At 69.8% G+C, this 16,913-nt stretch carries 24 protein-coding genes, 1 tRNA gene and 2 pseudogenes; 16 read left to right on the top strand and 11 right to left on the bottom strand.

What is annotated here, in order from left to right; genetic code table 11:
- The first annotated feature begins 358 nt into the window (after positions 1 to 358).
- Genes AVL61_RS18025 through AVL61_RS14130 form a run of 3 tightly spaced genes read left to right on the top strand, consistent with a single transcriptional unit; the run spans position 359 to position 2,118 of the window.
- On the top strand, positions 359 to 841 hold the full coding sequence (locus AVL61_RS18025; protein WP_157571445.1) for a hypothetical protein: 483 nt from the start codon (positions 359 to 361) through the stop codon (positions 839 to 841).
- Positions 838 to 1,227, top strand: coding sequence for a hypothetical protein (locus AVL61_RS14125; RefSeq protein ID WP_058874966.1), 390 nt, complete (start codon positions 838 to 840; stop codon positions 1,225 to 1,227). Before AVL61_RS18025 ends, AVL61_RS14125 begins: the two co-directional genes overlap by 4 nt.
- A 42-nt stretch (positions 1,228 to 1,269) precedes the next feature.
- On the top strand, positions 1,270 to 2,118 hold the full coding sequence (locus tag AVL61_RS14130; RefSeq protein ID WP_058874967.1) for a hypothetical protein: 849 nt from the start codon (positions 1,270 to 1,272) through the stop codon (positions 2,116 to 2,118).
- Between the two features lie 184 nt (positions 2,119 to 2,302).
- Here the strand turns inward: AVL61_RS14130 and AVL61_RS14135 are convergent, their stop codons facing one another.
- The gene (locus AVL61_RS14135) at positions 2,303 to 2,497 is read right to left on the bottom strand and encodes a ferredoxin (protein ID WP_058874968.1); all 195 of its coding nucleotides are present in this window, start codon (positions 2,495 to 2,497) and stop codon (positions 2,303 to 2,305) included.
- 224 nt (positions 2,498 to 2,721) lie between these two features.
- On the opposite strand from AVL61_RS14135, the gene AVL61_RS14140 reads away from it, so the two are divergent.
- Positions 2,722 to 3,909 carry a cytochrome P450 gene (locus AVL61_RS14140; protein WP_058874969.1) on the top strand — a complete coding sequence of 396 codons (1,188 nt, stop codon included), beginning with the start codon at positions 2,722 to 2,724 and terminating at the stop codon, positions 3,907 to 3,909.
- 435 nt (positions 3,910 to 4,344) lie between these two features.
- Here the strand turns inward: AVL61_RS14140 and AVL61_RS18245 are convergent, their stop codons facing one another.
- The 5 genes from AVL61_RS18245 to AVL61_RS14160 form a co-directional block, all read right to left on the bottom strand.
- Positions 4,345 to 4,809 carry an ester cyclase gene (locus AVL61_RS18245; protein ID WP_058874970.1) on the bottom strand — a complete coding sequence of 155 codons (465 nt, stop codon included), beginning with the start codon at positions 4,807 to 4,809 and terminating at the stop codon, positions 4,345 to 4,347.
- A 203-nt stretch (positions 4,810 to 5,012) separates the two neighbouring features.
- Positions 5,013 to 5,177, bottom strand: coding sequence for a hypothetical protein (locus tag AVL61_RS18250; RefSeq protein WP_197412719.1), 165 nt, complete (start codon positions 5,175 to 5,177; stop codon positions 5,013 to 5,015).
- 3 nt (positions 5,178 to 5,180) lie between these two features.
- Positions 5,181 to 5,420 carry a hypothetical protein gene (locus AVL61_RS18255; RefSeq protein WP_058874971.1) on the bottom strand — a complete coding sequence of 80 codons (240 nt, stop codon included), beginning with the start codon at positions 5,418 to 5,420 and terminating at the stop codon, positions 5,181 to 5,183.
- Entirely contained in the window at positions 5,417 to 5,632 is a 216-nt protein-coding gene (locus AVL61_RS14155; protein WP_058874972.1) for a hypothetical protein, read from the bottom strand. Before AVL61_RS14155 ends, AVL61_RS18255 begins: the two co-directional genes overlap by 4 nt.
- A complete protein-coding gene (locus AVL61_RS14160) occupies positions 5,629 to 5,820 on the bottom strand; it encodes a hypothetical protein (protein ID WP_058874973.1) in 192 nt (63 codons plus the stop codon). Before AVL61_RS14160 ends, AVL61_RS14155 begins: the two co-directional genes overlap by 4 nt.
- A gap of 809 nt (positions 5,821 to 6,629) precedes the next feature.
- Between AVL61_RS14160 and AVL61_RS14170 the strand changes: the two genes are divergently transcribed.
- Both AVL61_RS14170 and AVL61_RS14175 read left to right on the top strand, forming a co-directional pair.
- Complete coding sequence (locus AVL61_RS14170) at positions 6,630 to 7,199, top strand: hypothetical protein (RefSeq protein WP_058874975.1); 570 nt, start codon at positions 6,630 to 6,632, stop codon at positions 7,197 to 7,199.
- Positions 7,196 to 7,654: a helix-turn-helix domain-containing protein gene (locus AVL61_RS14175; protein ID WP_058874976.1), complete on the top strand. Its 459-nt coding sequence runs from the start codon at positions 7,196 to 7,198 to the stop codon at positions 7,652 to 7,654. Before AVL61_RS14170 ends, AVL61_RS14175 begins: the two co-directional genes overlap by 4 nt.
- A 658-nt stretch (positions 7,655 to 8,312) precedes the next feature.
- Here the strand turns inward: AVL61_RS14175 and AVL61_RS14180 are convergent.
- Both AVL61_RS14180 and AVL61_RS14185 read right to left on the bottom strand, forming a co-directional pair.
- Positions 8,313 to 8,951: an Ltp family lipoprotein gene (locus AVL61_RS14180; protein ID WP_058874977.1), complete on the bottom strand. Its 639-nt coding sequence runs from the start codon at positions 8,949 to 8,951 to the stop codon at positions 8,313 to 8,315.
- A gap of 123 nt (positions 8,952 to 9,074) precedes the next feature.
- Positions 9,075 to 9,434: a hypothetical protein gene (locus AVL61_RS14185; protein WP_058874978.1), complete on the bottom strand. Its 360-nt coding sequence runs from the start codon at positions 9,432 to 9,434 to the stop codon at positions 9,075 to 9,077.
- Between the two features lie 199 nt (positions 9,435 to 9,633).
- Between AVL61_RS14185 and AVL61_RS17600 the strand changes: the two are divergent.
- Positions 9,634 to 10,365, top strand: a pseudogene (locus tag AVL61_RS17600) (class 1b ribonucleoside-diphosphate reductase subunit alpha); the annotation flags it as partial.
- On the opposite strand, the gene AVL61_RS18515 reads toward AVL61_RS17600, so the two are convergent.
- Positions 10,265 to 11,107 carry a hypothetical protein gene (locus AVL61_RS18515; protein WP_058874980.1) on the bottom strand — a complete coding sequence of 281 codons (843 nt, stop codon included), beginning with the start codon at positions 11,105 to 11,107 and terminating at the stop codon, positions 10,265 to 10,267. The pseudogene AVL61_RS17600 and the gene AVL61_RS18515 sit on opposite strands and share 101 nt — an antisense overlap.
- 237 nt (positions 11,108 to 11,344) lie before the next feature.
- Between AVL61_RS18515 and AVL61_RS14200 the strand changes: the two are divergent.
- A pseudogene (locus AVL61_RS14200) lies at positions 11,345 to 11,668 on the top strand (NUDIX domain-containing protein); the annotation flags it as partial.
- A 21-nt stretch (positions 11,669 to 11,689) separates the two neighbouring features.
- On the opposite strand, the gene AVL61_RS14205 reads toward AVL61_RS14200, so the two are convergent.
- Positions 11,690 to 12,214: a cupin domain-containing protein gene (locus AVL61_RS14205; RefSeq protein WP_197412720.1), complete on the bottom strand. Its 525-nt coding sequence runs from the start codon at positions 12,212 to 12,214 to the stop codon at positions 11,690 to 11,692.
- A gap of 164 nt (positions 12,215 to 12,378) precedes the next feature.
- Between AVL61_RS14205 and AVL61_RS14210 the strand changes: the two genes are divergently transcribed.
- The 8 genes from AVL61_RS14210 (at position 12,379) to AVL61_RS14240 (ending at position 16,241) form a co-directional block, all read left to right on the top strand.
- The gene (locus AVL61_RS14210) at positions 12,379 to 12,666 is read left to right on the top strand and encodes a hypothetical protein (protein ID WP_058874983.1); all 288 of its coding nucleotides are present in this window, start codon (positions 12,379 to 12,381) and stop codon (positions 12,664 to 12,666) included.
- Between the two features lie 178 nt (positions 12,667 to 12,844).
- Positions 12,845 to 13,183 (top strand): hypothetical protein, encoded by a 339-nt coding sequence (locus AVL61_RS14215; protein ID WP_058874984.1) that lies wholly within the window; start codon positions 12,845 to 12,847, stop codon positions 13,181 to 13,183.
- A gap of 10 nt (positions 13,184 to 13,193) precedes the next feature.
- Entirely contained in the window at positions 13,194 to 13,502 is a 309-nt protein-coding gene (locus AVL61_RS14220; protein WP_058874985.1) for a hypothetical protein, read from the top strand.
- Positions 13,503 to 13,517: 15 nt separating this feature from the next.
- Complete coding sequence (locus AVL61_RS14225) at positions 13,518 to 13,844, top strand: hypothetical protein (protein ID WP_058874986.1); 327 nt, start codon at positions 13,518 to 13,520, stop codon at positions 13,842 to 13,844.
- Complete coding sequence (locus AVL61_RS18030) at positions 13,834 to 14,118, top strand: hypothetical protein (RefSeq protein ID WP_157571446.1); 285 nt, start codon at positions 13,834 to 13,836, stop codon at positions 14,116 to 14,118. Before AVL61_RS14225 ends, AVL61_RS18030 begins: the two co-directional genes overlap by 11 nt.
- Positions 14,105 to 14,518 carry a hypothetical protein gene (locus AVL61_RS14230; RefSeq protein ID WP_157571447.1) on the top strand — a complete coding sequence of 138 codons (414 nt, stop codon included), beginning with the start codon at positions 14,105 to 14,107 and terminating at the stop codon, positions 14,516 to 14,518. The genes AVL61_RS18030 and AVL61_RS14230 overlap by 14 nt, the downstream gene beginning before the upstream one ends.
- On the top strand, positions 14,515 to 15,312 hold the full coding sequence (locus AVL61_RS14235; protein WP_058874988.1) for a hypothetical protein: 798 nt from the start codon (positions 14,515 to 14,517) through the stop codon (positions 15,310 to 15,312). The genes AVL61_RS14230 and AVL61_RS14235 overlap by 4 nt, the downstream gene beginning before the upstream one ends.
- A gap of 611 nt (positions 15,313 to 15,923) precedes the next feature.
- Complete coding sequence (locus tag AVL61_RS14240) at positions 15,924 to 16,241, top strand: hypothetical protein (RefSeq protein WP_157571448.1); 318 nt, start codon at positions 15,924 to 15,926, stop codon at positions 16,239 to 16,241.
- Between the two features lie 175 nt (positions 16,242 to 16,416).
- On the opposite strand, the gene AVL61_RS14245 is transcribed toward AVL61_RS14240, so the two are convergent.
- Positions 16,417 to 16,502, bottom strand: a tRNA-Leu gene (locus AVL61_RS14245).
- Positions 16,503 to 16,913 lie beyond the last annotated feature (411 nt).

Here is a 16,913-nt window from a genome sequence, read left to right on the forward strand (position 1 = left end):
CAGCTCGTCGTCGAGACTCCGATCCTGCGGCGGGAACCCGTCACCGGCAGGCGGTGAATCGCCGCAACCGTGCTGCCGGTGCTGCGGGGTCACCGGGTGACCGAGGCCCGCGTCCGTGCCGCCCGGTGGACCTTGACGGCGTGCTCACCGCCGCAGCGCCCATCGTGCTCCCCAAGACCGCTGATGGGGTGCAGGGGTTCATCATGATCGCCGGGCTCGGGATCGGTGCGGCTCTCTGGGAGTTCACCGGAACGCTGCCCCGGATCGCCGCCGGCGTCGGCCTCGGTTCCGGCCTCGGACTCCTCCCGGGCAGGCGCCGGGCGCGCATCCGGGGTCCGGCACCGCCCCCGGGAACTCCATGGCAAAGCCACTGCGCCGCCGACTCGCACCGCGGGTGCTGACCGAGGGGGAGCGCGAGTCCAGCCTGTCCGCCGCCGACTGGTTCAACGGCACCCGGATGGCCGAAGGCAGGACCGACCGCGCCGGGGCACTGAAGCACATGCGAGAGACCATCGGCGGCTTCCCGCCCGAGCGATACGAGACGCAGCTGGACGCCGCCCTGGCCTGCTGCGACGCCCTGATCGACGAAGGCATCCGCAGACGAAGGCATCCGCAGGGGCCCCGGGTCCTGGACCCACGAGCTGAACATGGCCCGGCTGCGGGCTGCTCATCCCGGTTCCCGTGGCCGGGCGTCGAGGGAAGCCCTGGACCGGAGCCACCTCGTCCACCGCTGATGCGCTCGGCCCCTGCGGCGTCCCTGGAGACATTCTGCGGACGCGCGGACGGATCTACGATCTGTGCCACGGACATCGTCCCGGAGCTGAAGGAGGATTCACCATGACCGCCTACGACGCCCTGCTGGCCTTCCTGCGCGAGCACCTGGAGCGCGACTGCGGCGGTGACGTCCACGTGCTGCGCAGCAGCGTGGCCACCGCGATCGAGGAGCTGGAGCAGGGCACCGACACCCTCTACGCCCTGGTCGTGGCCTGGGGCCAGGACGCCGGGCCAGGATACGAGGGCCCGACCCGCTGGAAGGTCGTGGAGAGCGAGACCGGTGACGGACCGGTCTTCGCCTCGGGCTCCGTCACGGGCTTCACCGGGGCCGACGAAGGCCGGGCCAGAATCGTCCGGGCCGTTCGGGAGCACGGATTCGAACCGGTCGGCGCGTTCTTGTACGGGATCGTGCCCGGAAGCAGCGTGGCGATGGTCCGCCGGCGTCCGCGCTGACACCGGCCCGGGCCGCGACAGGATTCCAGGAGAGGCACGGGCATGGTCGCTGTGACGAAGTGGGTGACGGCCGGGGCCTCGGCCGCGGTACTGGGCGGCGGGTTGATGCTGGGCGGCCCGGCGGCGGTCGCCGCCACGGACGACCCGGCCTGCGTGCAGACGTCAGGGCACTTCACCGAGGTGCTGGGCGCCTACGGCATCACCGTGGCATCGGTGGTGGAGCTGGCGGAGACCTCCGCGGCCGCCGCGGACGCCCACACCCGGTCGGAGGCGCTGCGCGAGGCGGCGGCCGGGGAGCTGTGGGCTCAGCTGGGGATCGTGGACCGGGCCGATGACGAAGCCCGACCCGCGCTGCTGGCGGCCGAGGAGGCGCTGCGGGTGGCGCAGGCCTCCGGGAACGCCGCCGCGATCTCCGCAGCGGAAGACCAGCTCACCGCCGCCCGGGCGGCGCTGGCTCCGATCGAGGCGCAGGCCGCTGAGCTCATGGACGCCCTGGGAGTCGCCCTGAGCGCTCCCGAGGTGGTCGCCTCCCAGCACGCTCTCGACGCCGCCTACCACGAGTTGGAGACGCTCCGCTCGGGCCTCGGCCTCGACGAGGCCTCCGCCCACCAGCTCGTGGGTCTGGCCGATCAGGTGCGCGACCTGTGCGGGGACCTCGCTGACGGTCCGCCCGTCGTGGACGCAGGGGAACCCGTCGCAGCGCCGGAGCCGGTCGCGACTCCGCCCGCGTCCGGCCCGGTGGCCGTCAACCCCGGCCTGAACATGGACACCGCGGTGTCCGCGGAAGCCGACGGAACCTCAGGGCCGGTGACCGCGGGTCTTCTCGCCGTCCTGGCGATCGCGCTCATCGGCGGGGCCGTTGCCCGGCGGAGCCGCAGCGGCCTGGCCTGACCGGATGTTCCGACGGGGTCCGATCACGCGGCCCGCAGCGGCTGTCCGGCCGGAGCCGCCGCAACCGCAGGACCTGCCGGGCTCGTGGTGACGCAGATGCGAAGGCCGGTCGCGCCGCGCTCGAGCGCCTCCGGGGCCGCCCTCGGTCTCGGAGTCAACACTCCCCCTGGGCACCTCGCACTCCTTATGGGTCGAGCAGGATCGCGGCGGCCGGGCAGGCCAGCGCGGCGTCTCGGACCGCAGCGTGCACGGCCTCTGGCGGTGCTGCATCGAGCAGGATCACGACGCCGTCGTCGTCGCGCTGGTCGAACACCTCCGGTGCCAGGGCGGCGCACTGCCCGGAGCTGCAGCACCTGGTCTGATCCACGCTGACCCGCATGGCCGCCTCCTCGTCTCCAGCCGACTCCGGGAAAATGCCGGCACCGTGTCGCGGGTGGCCGGGTCCCCGCCCTGCTGGAGGTAACAGCGGCGGCTGGAGCGCTCTTCCCCCCGGACCTCTATCGTCGCTGGTCGTGACGCATATGGACGGTTTTCCGGCGGCTCGGTAGCGTGGATCTCCACGGAAGAAGCTGCGCCGTACGGTTACCAGGACTGAGGTGCGCCATGACCTCCACCGAACCCGTCGCCCTGCCACTGACCCGTCAGTGCCCCGACGCCCCACCGCCCGAGCACCTGCAATTGCGCGAAAAGGCGCCCATCTCCCGGGTCACCCTGCCCTCAGGGATGACCGTATGGGCGTTGACCCGCCACGAGGACATCCGGGCGATGCTGGCCGATCCGTGGTTCAGCTCCGACCGCAACCACCCCGGGTTCCCGGCCCCTACACACGAAGCGATCCCGGTGTCCTTGAGCCTGCTCGGCATGGACCCGCCCGAGCACGGACCGGCCCGCCGGGCGGTGATGGGAGAGTTCACCCTCAAACGGATCACCGCACTCGGTCCGCGCATCCAGCAGATCGTGGACGAGCGCATCGATGTCCTGCAGGCCGGACCCCGCCCGGTGGACCTGGTGCAGACGCTGTCCCTGCCGGTGCCCTCACTGGTGACCTGTGAGCTGCTCGGGGTGCCCTACGCCGACCACGACTTCTTCCAGACCCGCTCGGCCACCCTGCTCTCCCGCAGCGTGGCGGTGCAGCAGATCCAGCAGGCACTGGGCGAACTGCTGTCCTACCTCGACCGACTGATCAGCGCGAAGGAGCAGGACCCCACCGACGACCTGCTGGGCCGCCAGATCCGCAAACAACAGGAGAAGGGCGGTGTGGACCATGAAGCCCTGGTCAGTCTGGCCTTCCTGCTGCTGGTGGCCGGTCATGAGACCACGGCGAACATGATTTCCCTGGGCGTGCTGGCACTGCTCGAGCACCCCGAAGACCTGGCTGTGGTCCGCCAGGATCCCAGCAGGACCCCCGATGCCGTGGAGGAGCTGCTGCGCTGGTTCACGATCGCCGAACTGGGGACCTCACGGGTGGCCCTGGAAGACGTGGAGATCGGCGGGGTGCTCATCCGTGCCGGGGAAGGAGTCCTCGGCCTGTCCAACACCGCCAACCGCGATCCGGAGGTGTTCACCGACCCGGAGGCCTTCGACATCGACCGGGGCGGACGCCACCACCTCGCCTTCGGCTACGGCCCGCACCAGTGCCTGGGCCAGAACCTCGCCCGCCTGGAGCTGCAGATCGTCATCAACACCTTGTTCCGGCGTATCCCCGACCTCCGGTGCGCGGTTCCCGTCAACGAGTTGCCCTTCAAGAACGACTCCGACATCTACGGCCTCCACGAGCTGCCCGTCACCTAGTGACCACATGACCGTGACTTCCGGGCACGTGGCCATCTCCTGTGCTCCTCGGGCCCCGGAGCGCATCGCCGAGTGCACCTGCTGCTCTGGTCTCCCGGCCCGGCACCGCTCCCGGCTCACCCATCAGGCGGGCGCGGTGCCGTACTGCACCGCCTGCGAGGGCTGGGCTCTTGTCCGCACACATGGAGGGCATGGAAACGACCACGAACGCACCCGCTTCACCCACTGTCACCGACGCTGTCGCCGCCGGCCACGTCCCGGAATCCCTGGCCGTCCACGTCGCGCAGCTGGGCCTGGCCACGCTGGAGAAGCCGATGACGATCACCGAGGCCGCCGCTGAGGACGGGTTCCTGACCGCGGTCGTGGAGGTCTCCCTCTACGCCCTGTTGGAGGGCCGGGCCAGCGAGGAGACCGGGGCGTTCCCCGCCTGGTGGGTCAAACGATGCCGAGCTGCTGGGCCATGGACATCATGTCGAGGTAGCGGTGCTCCACCTCGGTCGTCCCGCTCTCGTCGTGCCGGTTGAAGACGGCCATGGGGACGGACACCCGCCGGCCAGAGGGCTCGACCACCCCCAGGGGAGTCGTCAGCGGCCCCGTGTGGGTGCCCACGAACAGCAGCCGCATCGCTGCCGTGGGGCCATCGATCGCCACCTCCTCGATCTCCAGCTTCATGTCCGGCATCGCGGTGATCCATTGCTGGAAGTCCTGCTGGATAGCCGCTCGGCCACGTACCGGCTCAGGCGAGGCAGCGGTGTAGACGACGGCGTCCGGGGCGTAGGTGGCCGCAGCCCCTGCGGCATCGTGGGCATTGATGGATGCGATGGCGTGCTCGACCTGCTCCCGGCGGTCCATGCCCTCGCCCGGGACTGGTCCGACGACGGACGTGTGGGTGTCGCTCATGGTGATCTCCGCTTCTGGTGGACCCAGGCCCCACCTGCTCGGCAGGGCCGGCACTCGACGGTAGGCGCCGGCTGACTGGGGCACCAAGGACTCCGGCCGCATCGTCGCAGGCTCGTGACTCAGGGCGGATACATGACGCCTCCCATCCCGCCGACGGTCGCTCTTGTGCCCCACCACGAGCCCGGGAAACCTCGTCGCGTCGGCTACCGGCGCCGGGCCCGCCGGTCCTGCTGGACGACCGAGGCGATGAGACAGGCGAAGGCGACAGCGGTGAACCATGCGCCCAGGGCTCCTTCGAGCCCCAACCAAATGCACACAGCGAGCATCAGCCCCAGGAACGTCACGTACCACCGACGCGCCTTCGACACGACCTACACCTGCCGGTCGCCGGCGCGCTGCTGGGCCCGCCGACGGATCCGCGATCGCTGCTCCCGGGACCAGAACGGACCGAGCCTCCACCACAATCCCAAGGGGACAACCACCAGGCCGACCAGGACGGCCGCACCCCATCCGTAGAGCAGTCCGACGACGACGATCACGAAAATGCTCAGCGTGTCGGTCAGCACGTCAGCGAACCACACGCGCTGGGGCCATTGCCGTTCCTCGGTCATGGCTGGTGGTCCGGTCCGCGGCGGTGCCGACTCTGCCGCCACTCGTGGACCGGCCGGGACACGGCGATCAGCACCGCGGTCACGGTGAGCCCGGTCAGGGCCCGCTCGAATGCGGTCAGCGGCGGCCACGTGCCCACCTGCGCCAGTACCAGGAGCGCCGCGCCGACGAGCATCGCGATCAGGTGCCCGTGCAGGGACCGGTCCGGTGTCATGGCCTCTCCTGGGGGCCGGTCTGCCCGCCGCGACGGGTGCCGGGAGACCAGAGGTTGCTCAGCAGCAAAGCGGCCACGCCGATCGCGGTCATCCACCAGTTCCACTCGCCCAGGATCAGACGCAGCCCCACGATGAGGGCCACGATGATCGCCGCTTGGATGAGCACCTGCTGCCATCGCCTCGACACCCTGCACTCCTTCTCGCCCATCGCCTTGCTTGCTCGCATCGTGCCACGAGGAGACCGGGGCTGTCTGACCCCTCATCGGCGAACCGTGGTGCAGCGAGCAGGGGCGGGCCACGTTCGGCTGGAGGGGGCCGTGGCCGCCGGGTCGATGATGGTCTCGGGTGCGGAGGAGGTTGCCGTGAACCCGGTCGATGTGGAGCGGTTCTACGCCCACGTGCTCAAGGGCCCGACTCCCGATGCTTGCTGGTGGTGGCTGGGCGCGATCAGCGACGACGGGTACGGCCGGTTCTGGTTCAGCACCCTGGCCGGCCAGAAGGTCGTCTCCGCCCACCGGTGCGGGGCCTGGGCACCGTCCACGGCGGTCTGGAGGCGATCGAGGTCCGGACCGCGCTGCACTGGTTCGATGTGCCGCTGTGCGTGCGCGCGTCGCTGCAGCCGACCACGCACCTGCTGCTGGGAACTGCCTCGGAGAACATGGAGGACCGGGCATTCGAAGGACGGACGCCTTCGTCGAACGCCGCGCGGTGGCGCCGGCTCGGTTCCGACCTGGACGGCGAGGTTTGCCGTTGGCTGGTGAGCCCTGATGACTTCAACGCCGAGGACGCGCTGAGGTTCGCGCCTCCTATGGTTGCCCGGAACGTTTCGAGGCCATCGATCGGGCGATCCTCAGGCTCGAGCAGCGAAGGCGGCCAGACGCGTCCCTGCTCTTGCCGGTTCTGTTGTCGCCGTTGGCACGCCTGCTACGGTGCGACCAGCAGGCACCGGGCGAAGACGTCGCTCACCGCCTCCGACTCCCCGAGGAGCACCGTGCGATGAGCACCCCCACCTGGCAGAACTCCGAGATCCTCGCCGCCGCGGCCGGGCCCCAGGCCCCGCAGGTCCAGGCCGTCTTCGAGAAGGCGGCCGACATCGGGCTCGACGAGTCGCAGGCGCTGCGCAAGGCGTCCGAGCTCCATCAGAAGTTCGTCACCGACAACGCCCCCGCCGAGGTCGACTACGACGCGCTCGGCTTGGCCGCGGTGAAGCTGGCCGTCAGCGCCGCAGCTGCCGCCGGACGCCAGAACTCTCTGGATCTCGTCCTGGGTTCTTGGCGGAATCTGTCCCAGGCGATCGCCACCGACCTGTTCCTGCAGATGCACCGGCACACCCGCCCCGACTCCACGCCGCCGTCCGGGGACGCCCTGAAGCACGCCGCCGCAGCCACCGCCACCAGCTTTCAGATGCCCGTGGCCCACGCCCTGATCGCCCTCGCCGCCCGGGACCTGATCGACACCGACGGCTTCCCGCAGGACGCCTACGACTTCCTGACCACCCCGTGGAACTGGGCCTTCGGCGCCGCCCACCCCGACGACGACACCGGGGAGACGGTGCAGGGCTCATGAATGAGGACCTGGTCGCCTGGGCGCAGTCCCGTCCGCAGCCGCTCCCCGCGGGTCAGGTGCCGGCCGACGGGCGGATGACGCCGATCGAGCTGAAGATCGTGCGCGAGGCCCTGGGCCTGTCGCGCGAGCAGCTCGCCGCAGCCCTGAACGTCGGACTGCGCTCGGTCGACGACTGGGAGTCCGGCCGCCGGCCCATCCCGGACGGCGTCCGCGACGACGTCGAGCGGATCGAGGCGTACACCGCCCAGGTCGCGGACCAGCTGGCGGCTCACCTGCTCGAGCACGCCGGGCCCGACCCGGTCTTCGAGGTCTACGACCGCGACACCGACATGCCGGCCCTCGACCTGCCGGGCGCACCCTTGCCGCCTACCGCCCGGTGGTGGCGGGCGGTCGCCTACCGGGTGGCCGAGGACGTGCCGGGCCTGCGGATCGTCGAGGCACCGGGGAGGACGTGATGTGCAAGCGCAAGGACCGATGGGGACCGTCTGCGCTCCCCCGGCTCGCCCGCGCCCGGGCTCGAGCTGAACGTGAGCGGTACGCGAAGCACGAACAGATATTCCGATCCAGGCGCCACGACCCACGCCACCCGCAGACCCGGGAGAAGTACCTCGACTCGATGGTCCACATGTTAGACATCCCTTGGTGCAGAACTCCCCCCACGATGAGCGGAGCGCGAGCCGGCAGCCGATCCTCCCGCTTGGTCGCCTGAGCGAACGCGCGAGCCTGCTCGTAGATCCGCGCCGGCAGGGCGAAGGTGTCGGAGTTCTCCGGCCAGCCGACGTAGAGGGCCGCCGTCCCCTCCCCCGTGCGCACCGCGCGCAACCGGTTCACGTCCGGGCGCCGGTCAGCCAGGTTCGACTCCTCGACGACCTCACCGGGCACCTGCAGCGCGTCCAGCATGTCGTCCGGATCGGGGTGCGGGTCCCGCGCGGGATCAGACATGGTCCCAGTCTCCCCCGAAGACGACCCCGGTCGAGACCCGAGCTATGGCGCTCGCCGAGGCTCGGATCGTCTTTGCGCGTCGATCATCACCTCGCCGTCGTGATGTCTCCAGCCTGCAAGCTGGTTGTCAGCGTCACCGCGCGGTGTGCCGGCACCCCGCAGATCAGCGGCTCAGAGCCCGACCTGGTCCACCCCGTACGTCGCCTGCTCGGCGGTGTACCCCTCGAACATCAGCTGCTCGATGAGGCCCCCGCGGGAGAAGCCCGAGAAGTCGAGGTAGTTCTGGGCGGCCTTTGCGGCCTGGGCGTTGTAGTCGATCGTCAGGCTGTCGACGGCCACGGTCGCGTCCTCGGTCGAGTAGTCCTCGAAGACCAGCTGATCGATGAGCCCGGACCGCGAGAACGCGGTGAAGTCGAGGTAGCTCTGGGCCGAGCGCACCGCGTTCTGCTGCGCCAGCGTCAACCCCGACTGGTCGGCCTTCGGCTCCGGAGCCGGCGGCTCCGGCTGTGCTGCCTCCTCAGCGGCCTCGGCGGCCTTGGCTTCCGCTTCGGCCTCTGCCGCTGCCTTGGCCTCTGCTTCCGCTTCCGCCTCCTCGGCGCGCTGCTCCGCTTCCGCGGCCCGCTCCTCGGCCTCCTGAGCCTTGGCCTCGGCATCGGCCACCCGCTGGTCCGCCTCGGAGGTGTCCTGGGTGACGGTGACCGTGGCCGTGGGGGTCGACGACGACGCCTCTTCGGCACCGCATCCGCTCAGCAGCAGCAGCGCGGCGAGACCGCCCGAGGTCACCAGGGCCGGTGTGTTGATTGTCTGCATCGTGGATCTCCTTCTGGTGCACCCGAGGCTCTGGCGGGTCGACGTCAGAGCGTCGGCGGTAACGCCCTCGACCACTCCCACATGCGTGGTTCGCTTTCGTACACCATCCCACAGGCTGAGCCTTCACGTCTCGGACGACCGACCGCAGATGCTGGCTATCGTGCGCCCGGTGCCTGGCGGCGCGGTGGCTCGGATCCGGCGGGACCGGCTCAGACAGTTCGGGTGAATCTCCATGAGCTGCCAGCCGTCCTCGCTCCAGCCCACGATGCTGAGGTGCGCGGGGGTGAGCTTGGCACGCACCCCAGAGTCGCGCAGCACCGCCCGCAGCGCGTCCTCGGTGGTGAGGAACGGCCGGTCCGCGGTGAAGCGCTCCAGGTGCTCGTCCAGCACGGCCAGCGGGACGCCCACCGGCCCGTCCAGCTCCGGGTCGGCCATCAGCCGCGCAGCCACGACGTCCTCGGTGCCGGACTGGTGCTCGGACATGGGGGTGCCTCTCGTTGGTGGTCTCCGCCCCGGCGGGGGCGCGCCCAGGCCAGCGAAGGTCGACTGCGACAGCGGTCATCCCTGACGGACGGCCTCAGTGGAACGGCTACTGCGCCTTGTTCACCAAGGCCCCTTGACCCCAGGGCCGTCGAACACGATGTTGGCGTAGAGGTTGACGACCACGTCGTCGTTGAACGGCTCGAACCTGCGCTCCGAGTTCCTCCGGGTCTCCGAACGCTCGACCTACAACTCCTGGGGCGAGTACGACCACGTCGGCAAGGACATCTCCTGCAACCTCGGGTCGATGAACATCGCGATGGCGATGGACGGCGGCGACCCCGGCGCCACCGTCGGGACGGCCGTGCGCGGACTCACCACGGTCTCGGATCCCTCCGACATCCATATCGTCCCCTCGATCGCCGCCGGCAACGCCCGCTCCCACGCCATCGAGCTGGGCCAGATGAACCTCCACGGGTTCCTGGGCCGCGAGCGCATCCACTACGACTCCGTCGAGGCGGTGGACTTAACGTCCATCTACTTCGGAGTGGTGACCTACCACGCGGTGCGCGCGTCCAACCTGATCGCCATCGAGAAGGGCGGGACCTTCGACGGGTTCTCCCGCTCCAAGCACGTCATCGGCGAGTACTGAGACAAGTGCACGACCCGCGACTGGACCCCGGCCACCGAGACCGTGCGAGCGCTGTTCGAGAAGTTCGGCATGACGCTGCCGACCCGCGAGGACTGAGCGCAGCTCAATACCTCGGTCATGGAGCACGGGATCTACAAACAGAACCTGCAGGCCGTGCCGCCGACCGGCTCGATCTCCTACATCAACCACTCCACCTCCTCCATCCACCCGATCGCCTCTCAGATCGAGATCCGCGAGGAGGGCGAGCTCGGGCGCACCTACTACCCGGCGCCGACCACCACTGGCGGGTCGAACGGGCGCTCGACCGCCACATAGGCCCAGGTGTCGATCTCCTTGCCCGGACTGCCCGCGGGCTGGGAGAGGACCACGTCGCCGGAGCCAGCCCCCGCGGGGAGCGGTCGTCCTCGCCGAACGTCTCGCCGTAGACGGTGGCGATGCCCGGGTGGCCGGCGGTCCGCAGCGTACGGTGCTTGTCCTGGTTGGAGTACTCCTGCAGCAGCATCAGCGCGTGCACCCGGTCAAGCGGCATCCCCAGCATCTGTCCCAGCCACGGGATCACAGACTCGATCTGTCGCCCAAAGTCGACGAAGGACTGCAGGCAGGCGATCCGGTCTGACAACGCCCCGTCCGTCAGGCCGGGCAGACCGTCACGGCGCATCCGCTTGGTCCAGCCCCTCAGCGCAGCATCGTCCCTGGCGATGGGGAAGGACGCGGCCTTCACCTGCTTCTCGGTCATGGGTCCTGGCACCGTTTCCGAGGCCAGGTTGAACACGACGTTGTCGAGAGCGGCACGCAGCTGGTGGACGGCCTCGCTGAACAGCAGGGAAATCCGCGGCGGCACCGGGGCCACCGATCGAAGCATCAGACTCTTCGCCTGGTCGTCGACGCGCGACACCAGCTCCACCGGCCCCTGTCGGGGCCACAGGTGGGAATCGTGGACCGCCTGCAGGCCCAACTCGTCGGCTCGCCCAACACGCAGCGCGACGTGGTGCAGCGACTCCAGCAGCCACGAGATGTCAGGCATGGTGCGGGAGCCTTTCCTCGGCGAACGACCGCGCCACCGTACCTAATGCCGACAGCACCGGAGGTCCGCACACGCGATGCGGAGCTCGTCCCGTTTCCCCGCACACAATGGGTTCGTGACTACCCCCCGACACCAGCGCCCTGATCTCCCCCGCCACCGGGGTCAACGGATGGGCCGGTACCTCCTACGGGTTGCTGATCGTGCACCGGTTCCCGGTCGGCACCACCCTGCTCGAGTTCCCCCCGCGGCGGAGCAGGCGCCGGCGAGGACGCAGCGGCGGCCGCGGTGCGCGAAATGGTCGAAGAGGTGGGCCCGGCCTGGGCCGGGGCGGCCTTGAAGCGGCTGGGGACCATCCACCCCGACTCGGGGCTGCTGACCACCGAGGTCACCGTCTACGCCGTCCACCTGGACTACGCCCCCGACACCGGCCACGTCGAGGGCATCACGGGAGCAGCGCAGGTCTGGGTGTCGGCCTCCGGGATGCCGCAGCTCATCGGCTCCGGGGCGATCACCGATGCGATGACACTGGCAGCGCTGGCTCTGGCAGTCTGCGCCCGCTGATCGGCTCGTACCGGCTCTGCCTCACCCGCCGCCGGCGGTCATCTCCGGTGGCGGGGTGAGGCCGAAGCGGCCGATCAGCTCGGGCATCGACTCCAGGTCCATCTCCAGGGCGTACCGGTCGCAGGCAGCCAGGAACTTCTCCAGGTCCATGTCCCGGTCAGGCCCGTAGTACTGACCGATCTCCTGGAAGAACTGCTCGAAACCGGCCGGGGAGATGATCTCCAGCAGCCGGGCCCGCTCCGGGCCGGGGTTCCAGAAGGCGTGCCACTGGTGCCGCGGCTTGAGCACCAGCTCCCCGGGCCCGGCCTCGTAGACGTCCTCACCGAGCAGCACGCCCATCCGGCCCTGAAGCACCACGGTGTACTCGTCCTCCCGGGCGTGACGGTGCAGCGGCGCACCCAGCTCCTTCGGGTCCAGATAGTGCTCGACGACCGACAGGCGCCCCTCGGTCAGCTCCGGGGGCAGCATGGTCCGGGCGGTCAACGGACCCATCAGCGCAGTACGCCCGTCCTCGGGACCCACCGGCCCGTAGATCCTGGTCTCCATGCCATCAGGATCCCTCTGGGCACCCCTCATGGCGCCGGCCTGCTGCTGGCCGTGGCACAACCGTGACCCGGTGACATCCTGCGGCCACCCCAGACCTGCTCGTACTACGGCGCAATGAGCCCGTGCGAGTGCGACATCTTCACCGAGATCGAGCTGACCCGCCGATGACCGAGCCTCTGTCGCACCCCGTGACCCTGCCCATTCCTGTGGGCGACGGCTACACCTACCAGGAGAAGGCCACCGGCAAGCTGTGGATCCTCACCGGGCGACGCTCCGGCCGCCGGGTCGCTCTCGTCCACTCCCCCGGCGGCATGGCGCAGAAGGTGCGTGACTTCCTGCCGATCGAGGAGCTGGAGGCGGAGTACGAATTCCCGGCCTACAACCACACCGACTACTGCTGCACGCTGCACTCCACCCACGCCAGCCCGCACCGCGGCTGCATCCTGCGCTGACCCGATTCTGAGCCCCCGGGTTCCCCCGCCGGCTCTACACCGCCCGGGCCCAGACGCGGCCCTGAGCGCCTCGCCCGCATCACCTGGCTCGAAGCCCCAGTTCCCTCCTGAACGACCGCTCCACCGCTAGGTTCTGACCAACAGCGCCGCTCCAGCGCACCCTGACCGGAAGGCCCCCATGGGCGACAACGCGACCGTCGAGACGGTCTTCGAACTGATCTTCCTCCTCCCGTACCTGATCGGCCCCGCACTGCTCGTGGCTCTGATCTCCGTCGCCGCCCCGGTCTTTCGTCGGCGGCAGCCGGTCAGCGCCGGGCGTCGGACCGCAGCGGTCATCTTCTCGCTGCTGTGCCTGTTCTGGGCGTTCCAGCTCATCGGCTGGGTCCTGGACCTCGGGGTCTACGGGATCGCGCTGATGACCGCATTGGTCGCCTCGGCGGCCGCTACCCTCATCCAGCTGGGCCGCACACCTGCGGCCGGACCGAGCGGCAGCCTTCCGGCGCCCGGAGACGGGTAGGAGAGCCGCTGTGGAACAGGAGACAGTCTGGGCGCTCGAGGCGCTGATGTTCGCCCTGCCGCTGCTGGGCTACCCGGTGCTGATCATCGCCGCGCTCATCGTCGAGGCCCCGATCCTGCGCCGGGAGGCGGTCACCGAACGCCGGCGGACCGCGGCGACCGTGCTGGCGATCCTCTCGCTCATCGCCGCGGCGCCGCTGCTGATCATGGCCTGGTTCCTGGGGGTCTTCGGGCTGCTGCTGCTCGGCGGGCTGACCGTCCCGGCAGTGCTCACTCTGGTGCGCCTGCGCAGGCTGCCCCACACACCTCCGACACCCTGACCGAAAGACCTCACTGTGGAGAACATCCCCCTGATCCTGTTCGGCGCCGGCTACTTCATCATCGGTCTGGGCATCCCCGCCGGGATGGTCGTGGCCCAGCTGATCCTCATCTGGCCGATCATGCGTGGGGTCCGCCCCGTAGACCCCGGCCGACGCACCGCCGCCGGAGTGATCGCCCTGGTGTCCGTGCTCTCCGTCCTCCCGATGATCCCCGCCGCGCTGTCCGGCGCGATCTTCGCCGTGGCGATCGTGGGGGTGCTCGCGGTCGTCTCCGCCCACACCCTCTTCCAGCTGCACCGCACCAGCCCTGCGCTTCCGATGCGGGGCACCGGTGGGTACTGACCCGCTGCTCGGAGCGTCCCCGCTGCTGGGACCGGAAATCCTCACGATCGTCCTGCTCTCTCTGTCCGGGACCGCGGGCCCGGTGCTGCGTGGACACGAGGTGCTCCCCTCCCGTATTCGGGTGGCACGACTCGCTTCGGTCGCGATGCTCCTCGCCCCGGTACCCGTCGTGCTCACCGAGAAGGCCGGCGGCCTGCACGGGTTCATCATCGTCGCCGGCCTCGTCCTCGTGGCCGCTGCCACGCTTCCGCGAGCCCGTCGTGCAGCATTCTGAACCGCCGGAAGGGCGTGACCGCCGAAAGGTGGAGCGCGTTCCGCCGCCACCGGCCTGCGAGGACAGCGACAAGATCTTCGTCGTGATCATCGTGGCGGTGCTGGCGCTGGTCACCATGGCCATGGTCGAGGTCCAATTCATTGCCCTGATCCATGAGGGTGCCACCAATGCCTGCGTCTCCCCTCCCGCCGGCTTCGGCACCCTGCATCCCACCGGCACCGCCGAGTTCTCGGTCCTTCCGCCACGCCTGGTCTGTCACTACCGGGTGCGCGCCGACCCGGGGACCACGCTGGCGGACAACATGTACGGCGGCGGCACGACGGCTTTCTGGGTCTGCACCACGGTGCTCGTCGCCTGTGCTGCCAGCGGGTTCGTCCTGCGCCGAGGTGCGAACCGATGACCCGTCGACGCATCTTCAAGGAGGACGCCTGGAGCTCCCTGGCCCCGCACCAGAAGGGTCTGCTCATCGGGCTCGGGATGGGTGCGGCCCTCTGGGCGTTCACCGGGACGCTGTCGTGGATCGCCGCCGGCGTCGGACTCGGTTCCGGCCTTGGACTTCTCCTGGGCCGGCGCCGGGCGCACAACCACAGGCCGGCCCGCACGTCTGTCCTGAGACTGTCCACGACCCCACGGCCGCGTCGCACGCCCTCGCCCCGGGTGCTGACCGAGGAGCAGCGCGAGTCCAGCCTGTACGCGGCCGCTTGGTTCAACGGCACCCGGATGGCCGAAGGCAAGACCGACCGCGCCGGGGCCCTGAAACACATGCGAGAGACCATCGGGGGCTTTCCGCCCGAGCGCTACGAGACCCAGCTGGACGCTGCCCTGTCCGGCATCGAGGAGGCCAAGGCCAGGGTGGCCGCTCGCCGCGCCAAGGACATCGCCGAGGCCCGTCAGCTGGATGCGCTCAACGCCGTCTTCGAGCTGCACTACTTCAACTGCCGGTTCTCCGGCCACATCGGGGAGTACGGGCTGGGTCCGATCAACCTCTCTGAGGCGTTGGGAGACCTGTTCGACTGCGAGCAGATCGACGAGGCGGTCACGCGCTCCGACGCCCTCATCGAAGAAGGCTGGAGCTGCGCGTACTACCCCGACGACAACGGCCGGCAGGTCCAGCAGCTGCGCGAGCACCACCCCGGCTACACCGACGCCCACCTCCACCAGGCCGCCGACTGGGGCTACTTCATGAATCGCTGACCCTCCCTCGCCGGGGCGCGTCCGCACACCTGGACGCCATGACGACCCAGACGCCCGCCGCGCCCGACTGCCCGCTGATCCGGCCCGACCGGCTCAGCGAGCCCGCCCAGTCCTCCACTCCCAGCTGAGGCGCCCCGTATCTCGCCGCGGGGCACAGAGCTGCGCGGAGGACTACCCCGAACTCGTCACAGAGCTGGTCGACGCCGGCCTGGCCACCACCGACTGGAAGAGACGCCTGGACCGCGACGCGACCACCCTGTGGGGCGTGACGTGGCGGCGGGAACGCGGGGACTTCGGCGTGGCGATCTGCTCACCGTTGGCGGTCCGTTTCCATGCGCGGCTGATAGGGAGAGTCGAATGGTCGTGGGCTGTTGTGAGATCGACTGGGCGCAGGGCCGTGGCTTCGGCGTAGCGCAACCCCGAGTGTGCCAGCAGGTGGATCGAGCCTGACCAGCGCGGATCGATGGTCTCTCCAATAATGCGCACCTCTCCGGGGTGAGGACGACGGCATCGCGCTGACGGCTGGACCCGGGACCACGGATGCCCTGAGCCGGATCGGTGTCGATGAGCTTTTCGTCCACAGCTCTCGCCAGGGCAGCCGGAAGGAGGGCGTGGATCTTCTTCCGCGTCTTGGGCGCGACGAACAGAGTGTTGAACCACAAGGCCATGTCGGCGCGCGTGGTCTTGTCCACTGGTCGGGTGTTCAGGCTGGGAAGGATGTGCTCGGCGGCGAGACGCTCATGCCTGACACGTGTGCCGGATTCCACGCCCGTCAACGCCTCGATGTGCCCCGTGACGACATCGGCGAGCTCAGGGGCTTGGCAACGGAGCTCAGCGGCGGACCGGGCGGCCAGGCGGAAGGAATTGCCGTTGGCATCGAGGAAGTCCTTGAGCATCACGGCTTCGCGGTGGTCGTCGACAGTGCGTGAGGTCTGCTCGCCACTGTCCTGCTCGCGCCACAGCACCGCCCGCGTCGGGGATCCGTCCTGGTGTGCGCGCTGTCTGATGCTTGCCATGGCGATGACAACAGCCCCGCCGTCAACAGGATTCTTGGTCCTGTCAACGACGGGGCTGCCGTCTTCGGCCCGACTGGGCCGTTATCTGTGCGCGAGGGGGGACTTGAACCCCCACCCTCTAATACGAGGACTAGCACCTCAAGCTAGCGCGTCTGCCTATTCCGCCACCCGCGCGAGTGGATCCAGGTGAAACGTCGTGCCGTTTCCGGCCGCTCTCCCTGAACGCAACAGAAAATAAGTTACCACATGCGGGCCTGGGGTTCACATCGGCGCGGCTCCGGGGCCGCCCGCGGGGCGCGGCCGAAAAAATGATGAAAACTCGTCGGTAGGCGCTCTCCCGGCTTCCGCCACGACCCGGCATGCGGTTGAATGTGTCCTGAGCGTCTCCCGGATTGTCCAGCTGACCTGGGACGATGCTCACTCGAGAGAAGCGTCCCAGCCACCGGGGTGCCCCCCCGTCCCCGCCGGCGACGCAGGCTCTCGGGGTGGCCGGGGACCCCCCTCACCTGTGCCGGCGGCGGCCGCCGCCGCCCCGTGCTCCCACGGGCCCACGGTGGCCGCCGCCTCTCCCGCGCGGCGCCGCCG

The organism is Kocuria rosea subsp. polaris (assembly GCF_001483755.1).
Classification (GTDB): Bacteria; Actinomycetota; Actinomycetes; order Actinomycetales; family Micrococcaceae; genus Kocuria; species Kocuria cellulosilytica.

Excerpts from the sequence above, each read along its gene's own strand:
- AVL61_RS18025 (WP_157571445.1), top strand. The coding sequence starts at position 359 with ATGGCAAAGCCACTGCGCCGCCGACTCGCACCGCGGGTGCTGACCGAG.
- AVL61_RS14125 (WP_058874966.1), top strand. The coding sequence starts at position 838 with ATGACCGCCTACGACGCCCTGCTGGCCTTCCTGCGCGAGCACCTGGAG.
- AVL61_RS14130 (WP_058874967.1), top strand. The coding sequence starts at position 1,270 with ATGGTCGCTGTGACGAAGTGGGTGACGGCCGGGGCCTCGGCCGCGGTA.
- AVL61_RS14135 (WP_058874968.1), bottom strand. The coding sequence starts at position 2,497 with ATGCGGGTCAGCGTGGATCAGACCAGGTGCTGCAGCTCCGGGCAGTGC.
- AVL61_RS14140 (WP_058874969.1), top strand. The coding sequence starts at position 2,722 with ATGACCTCCACCGAACCCGTCGCCCTGCCACTGACCCGTCAGTGCCCC.
- AVL61_RS18245 (WP_058874970.1), bottom strand. The coding sequence starts at position 4,809 with ATGAGCGACACCCACACGTCCGTCGTCGGACCAGTCCCGGGCGAGGGC.
- AVL61_RS18255 (WP_058874971.1), bottom strand. The coding sequence starts at position 5,420 with ATGACCGAGGAACGGCAATGGCCCCAGCGCGTGTGGTTCGCTGACGTG.
- AVL61_RS14155 (WP_058874972.1), bottom strand. The coding sequence starts at position 5,632 with ATGACACCGGACCGGTCCCTGCACGGGCACCTGATCGCGATGCTCGTC.
- AVL61_RS14170 (WP_058874975.1), top strand. The coding sequence starts at position 6,630 with ATGAGCACCCCCACCTGGCAGAACTCCGAGATCCTCGCCGCCGCGGCC.
- AVL61_RS14175 (WP_058874976.1), top strand. The coding sequence starts at position 7,196 with ATGAATGAGGACCTGGTCGCCTGGGCGCAGTCCCGTCCGCAGCCGCTC.
- AVL61_RS14180 (WP_058874977.1), bottom strand. The coding sequence starts at position 8,951 with ATGCAGACAATCAACACACCGGCCCTGGTGACCTCGGGCGGTCTCGCC.
- AVL61_RS14185 (WP_058874978.1), bottom strand. The coding sequence starts at position 9,434 with ATGTCCGAGCACCAGTCCGGCACCGAGGACGTCGTGGCTGCGCGGCTG.
- AVL61_RS18515 (WP_058874980.1), bottom strand. The coding sequence starts at position 11,107 with ATGCCTGACATCTCGTGGCTGCTGGAGTCGCTGCACCACGTCGCGCTG.
- AVL61_RS14205 (WP_197412720.1), bottom strand. The coding sequence starts at position 12,214 with ATGGAGACCAGGATCTACGGGCCGGTGGGTCCCGAGGACGGGCGTACT.
- AVL61_RS14210 (WP_058874983.1), top strand. The coding sequence starts at position 12,379 with ATGACCGAGCCTCTGTCGCACCCCGTGACCCTGCCCATTCCTGTGGGC.
- AVL61_RS14215 (WP_058874984.1), top strand. The coding sequence starts at position 12,845 with ATGGGCGACAACGCGACCGTCGAGACGGTCTTCGAACTGATCTTCCTC.
- AVL61_RS14235 (WP_058874988.1), top strand. The coding sequence starts at position 14,515 with ATGACCCGTCGACGCATCTTCAAGGAGGACGCCTGGAGCTCCCTGGCC.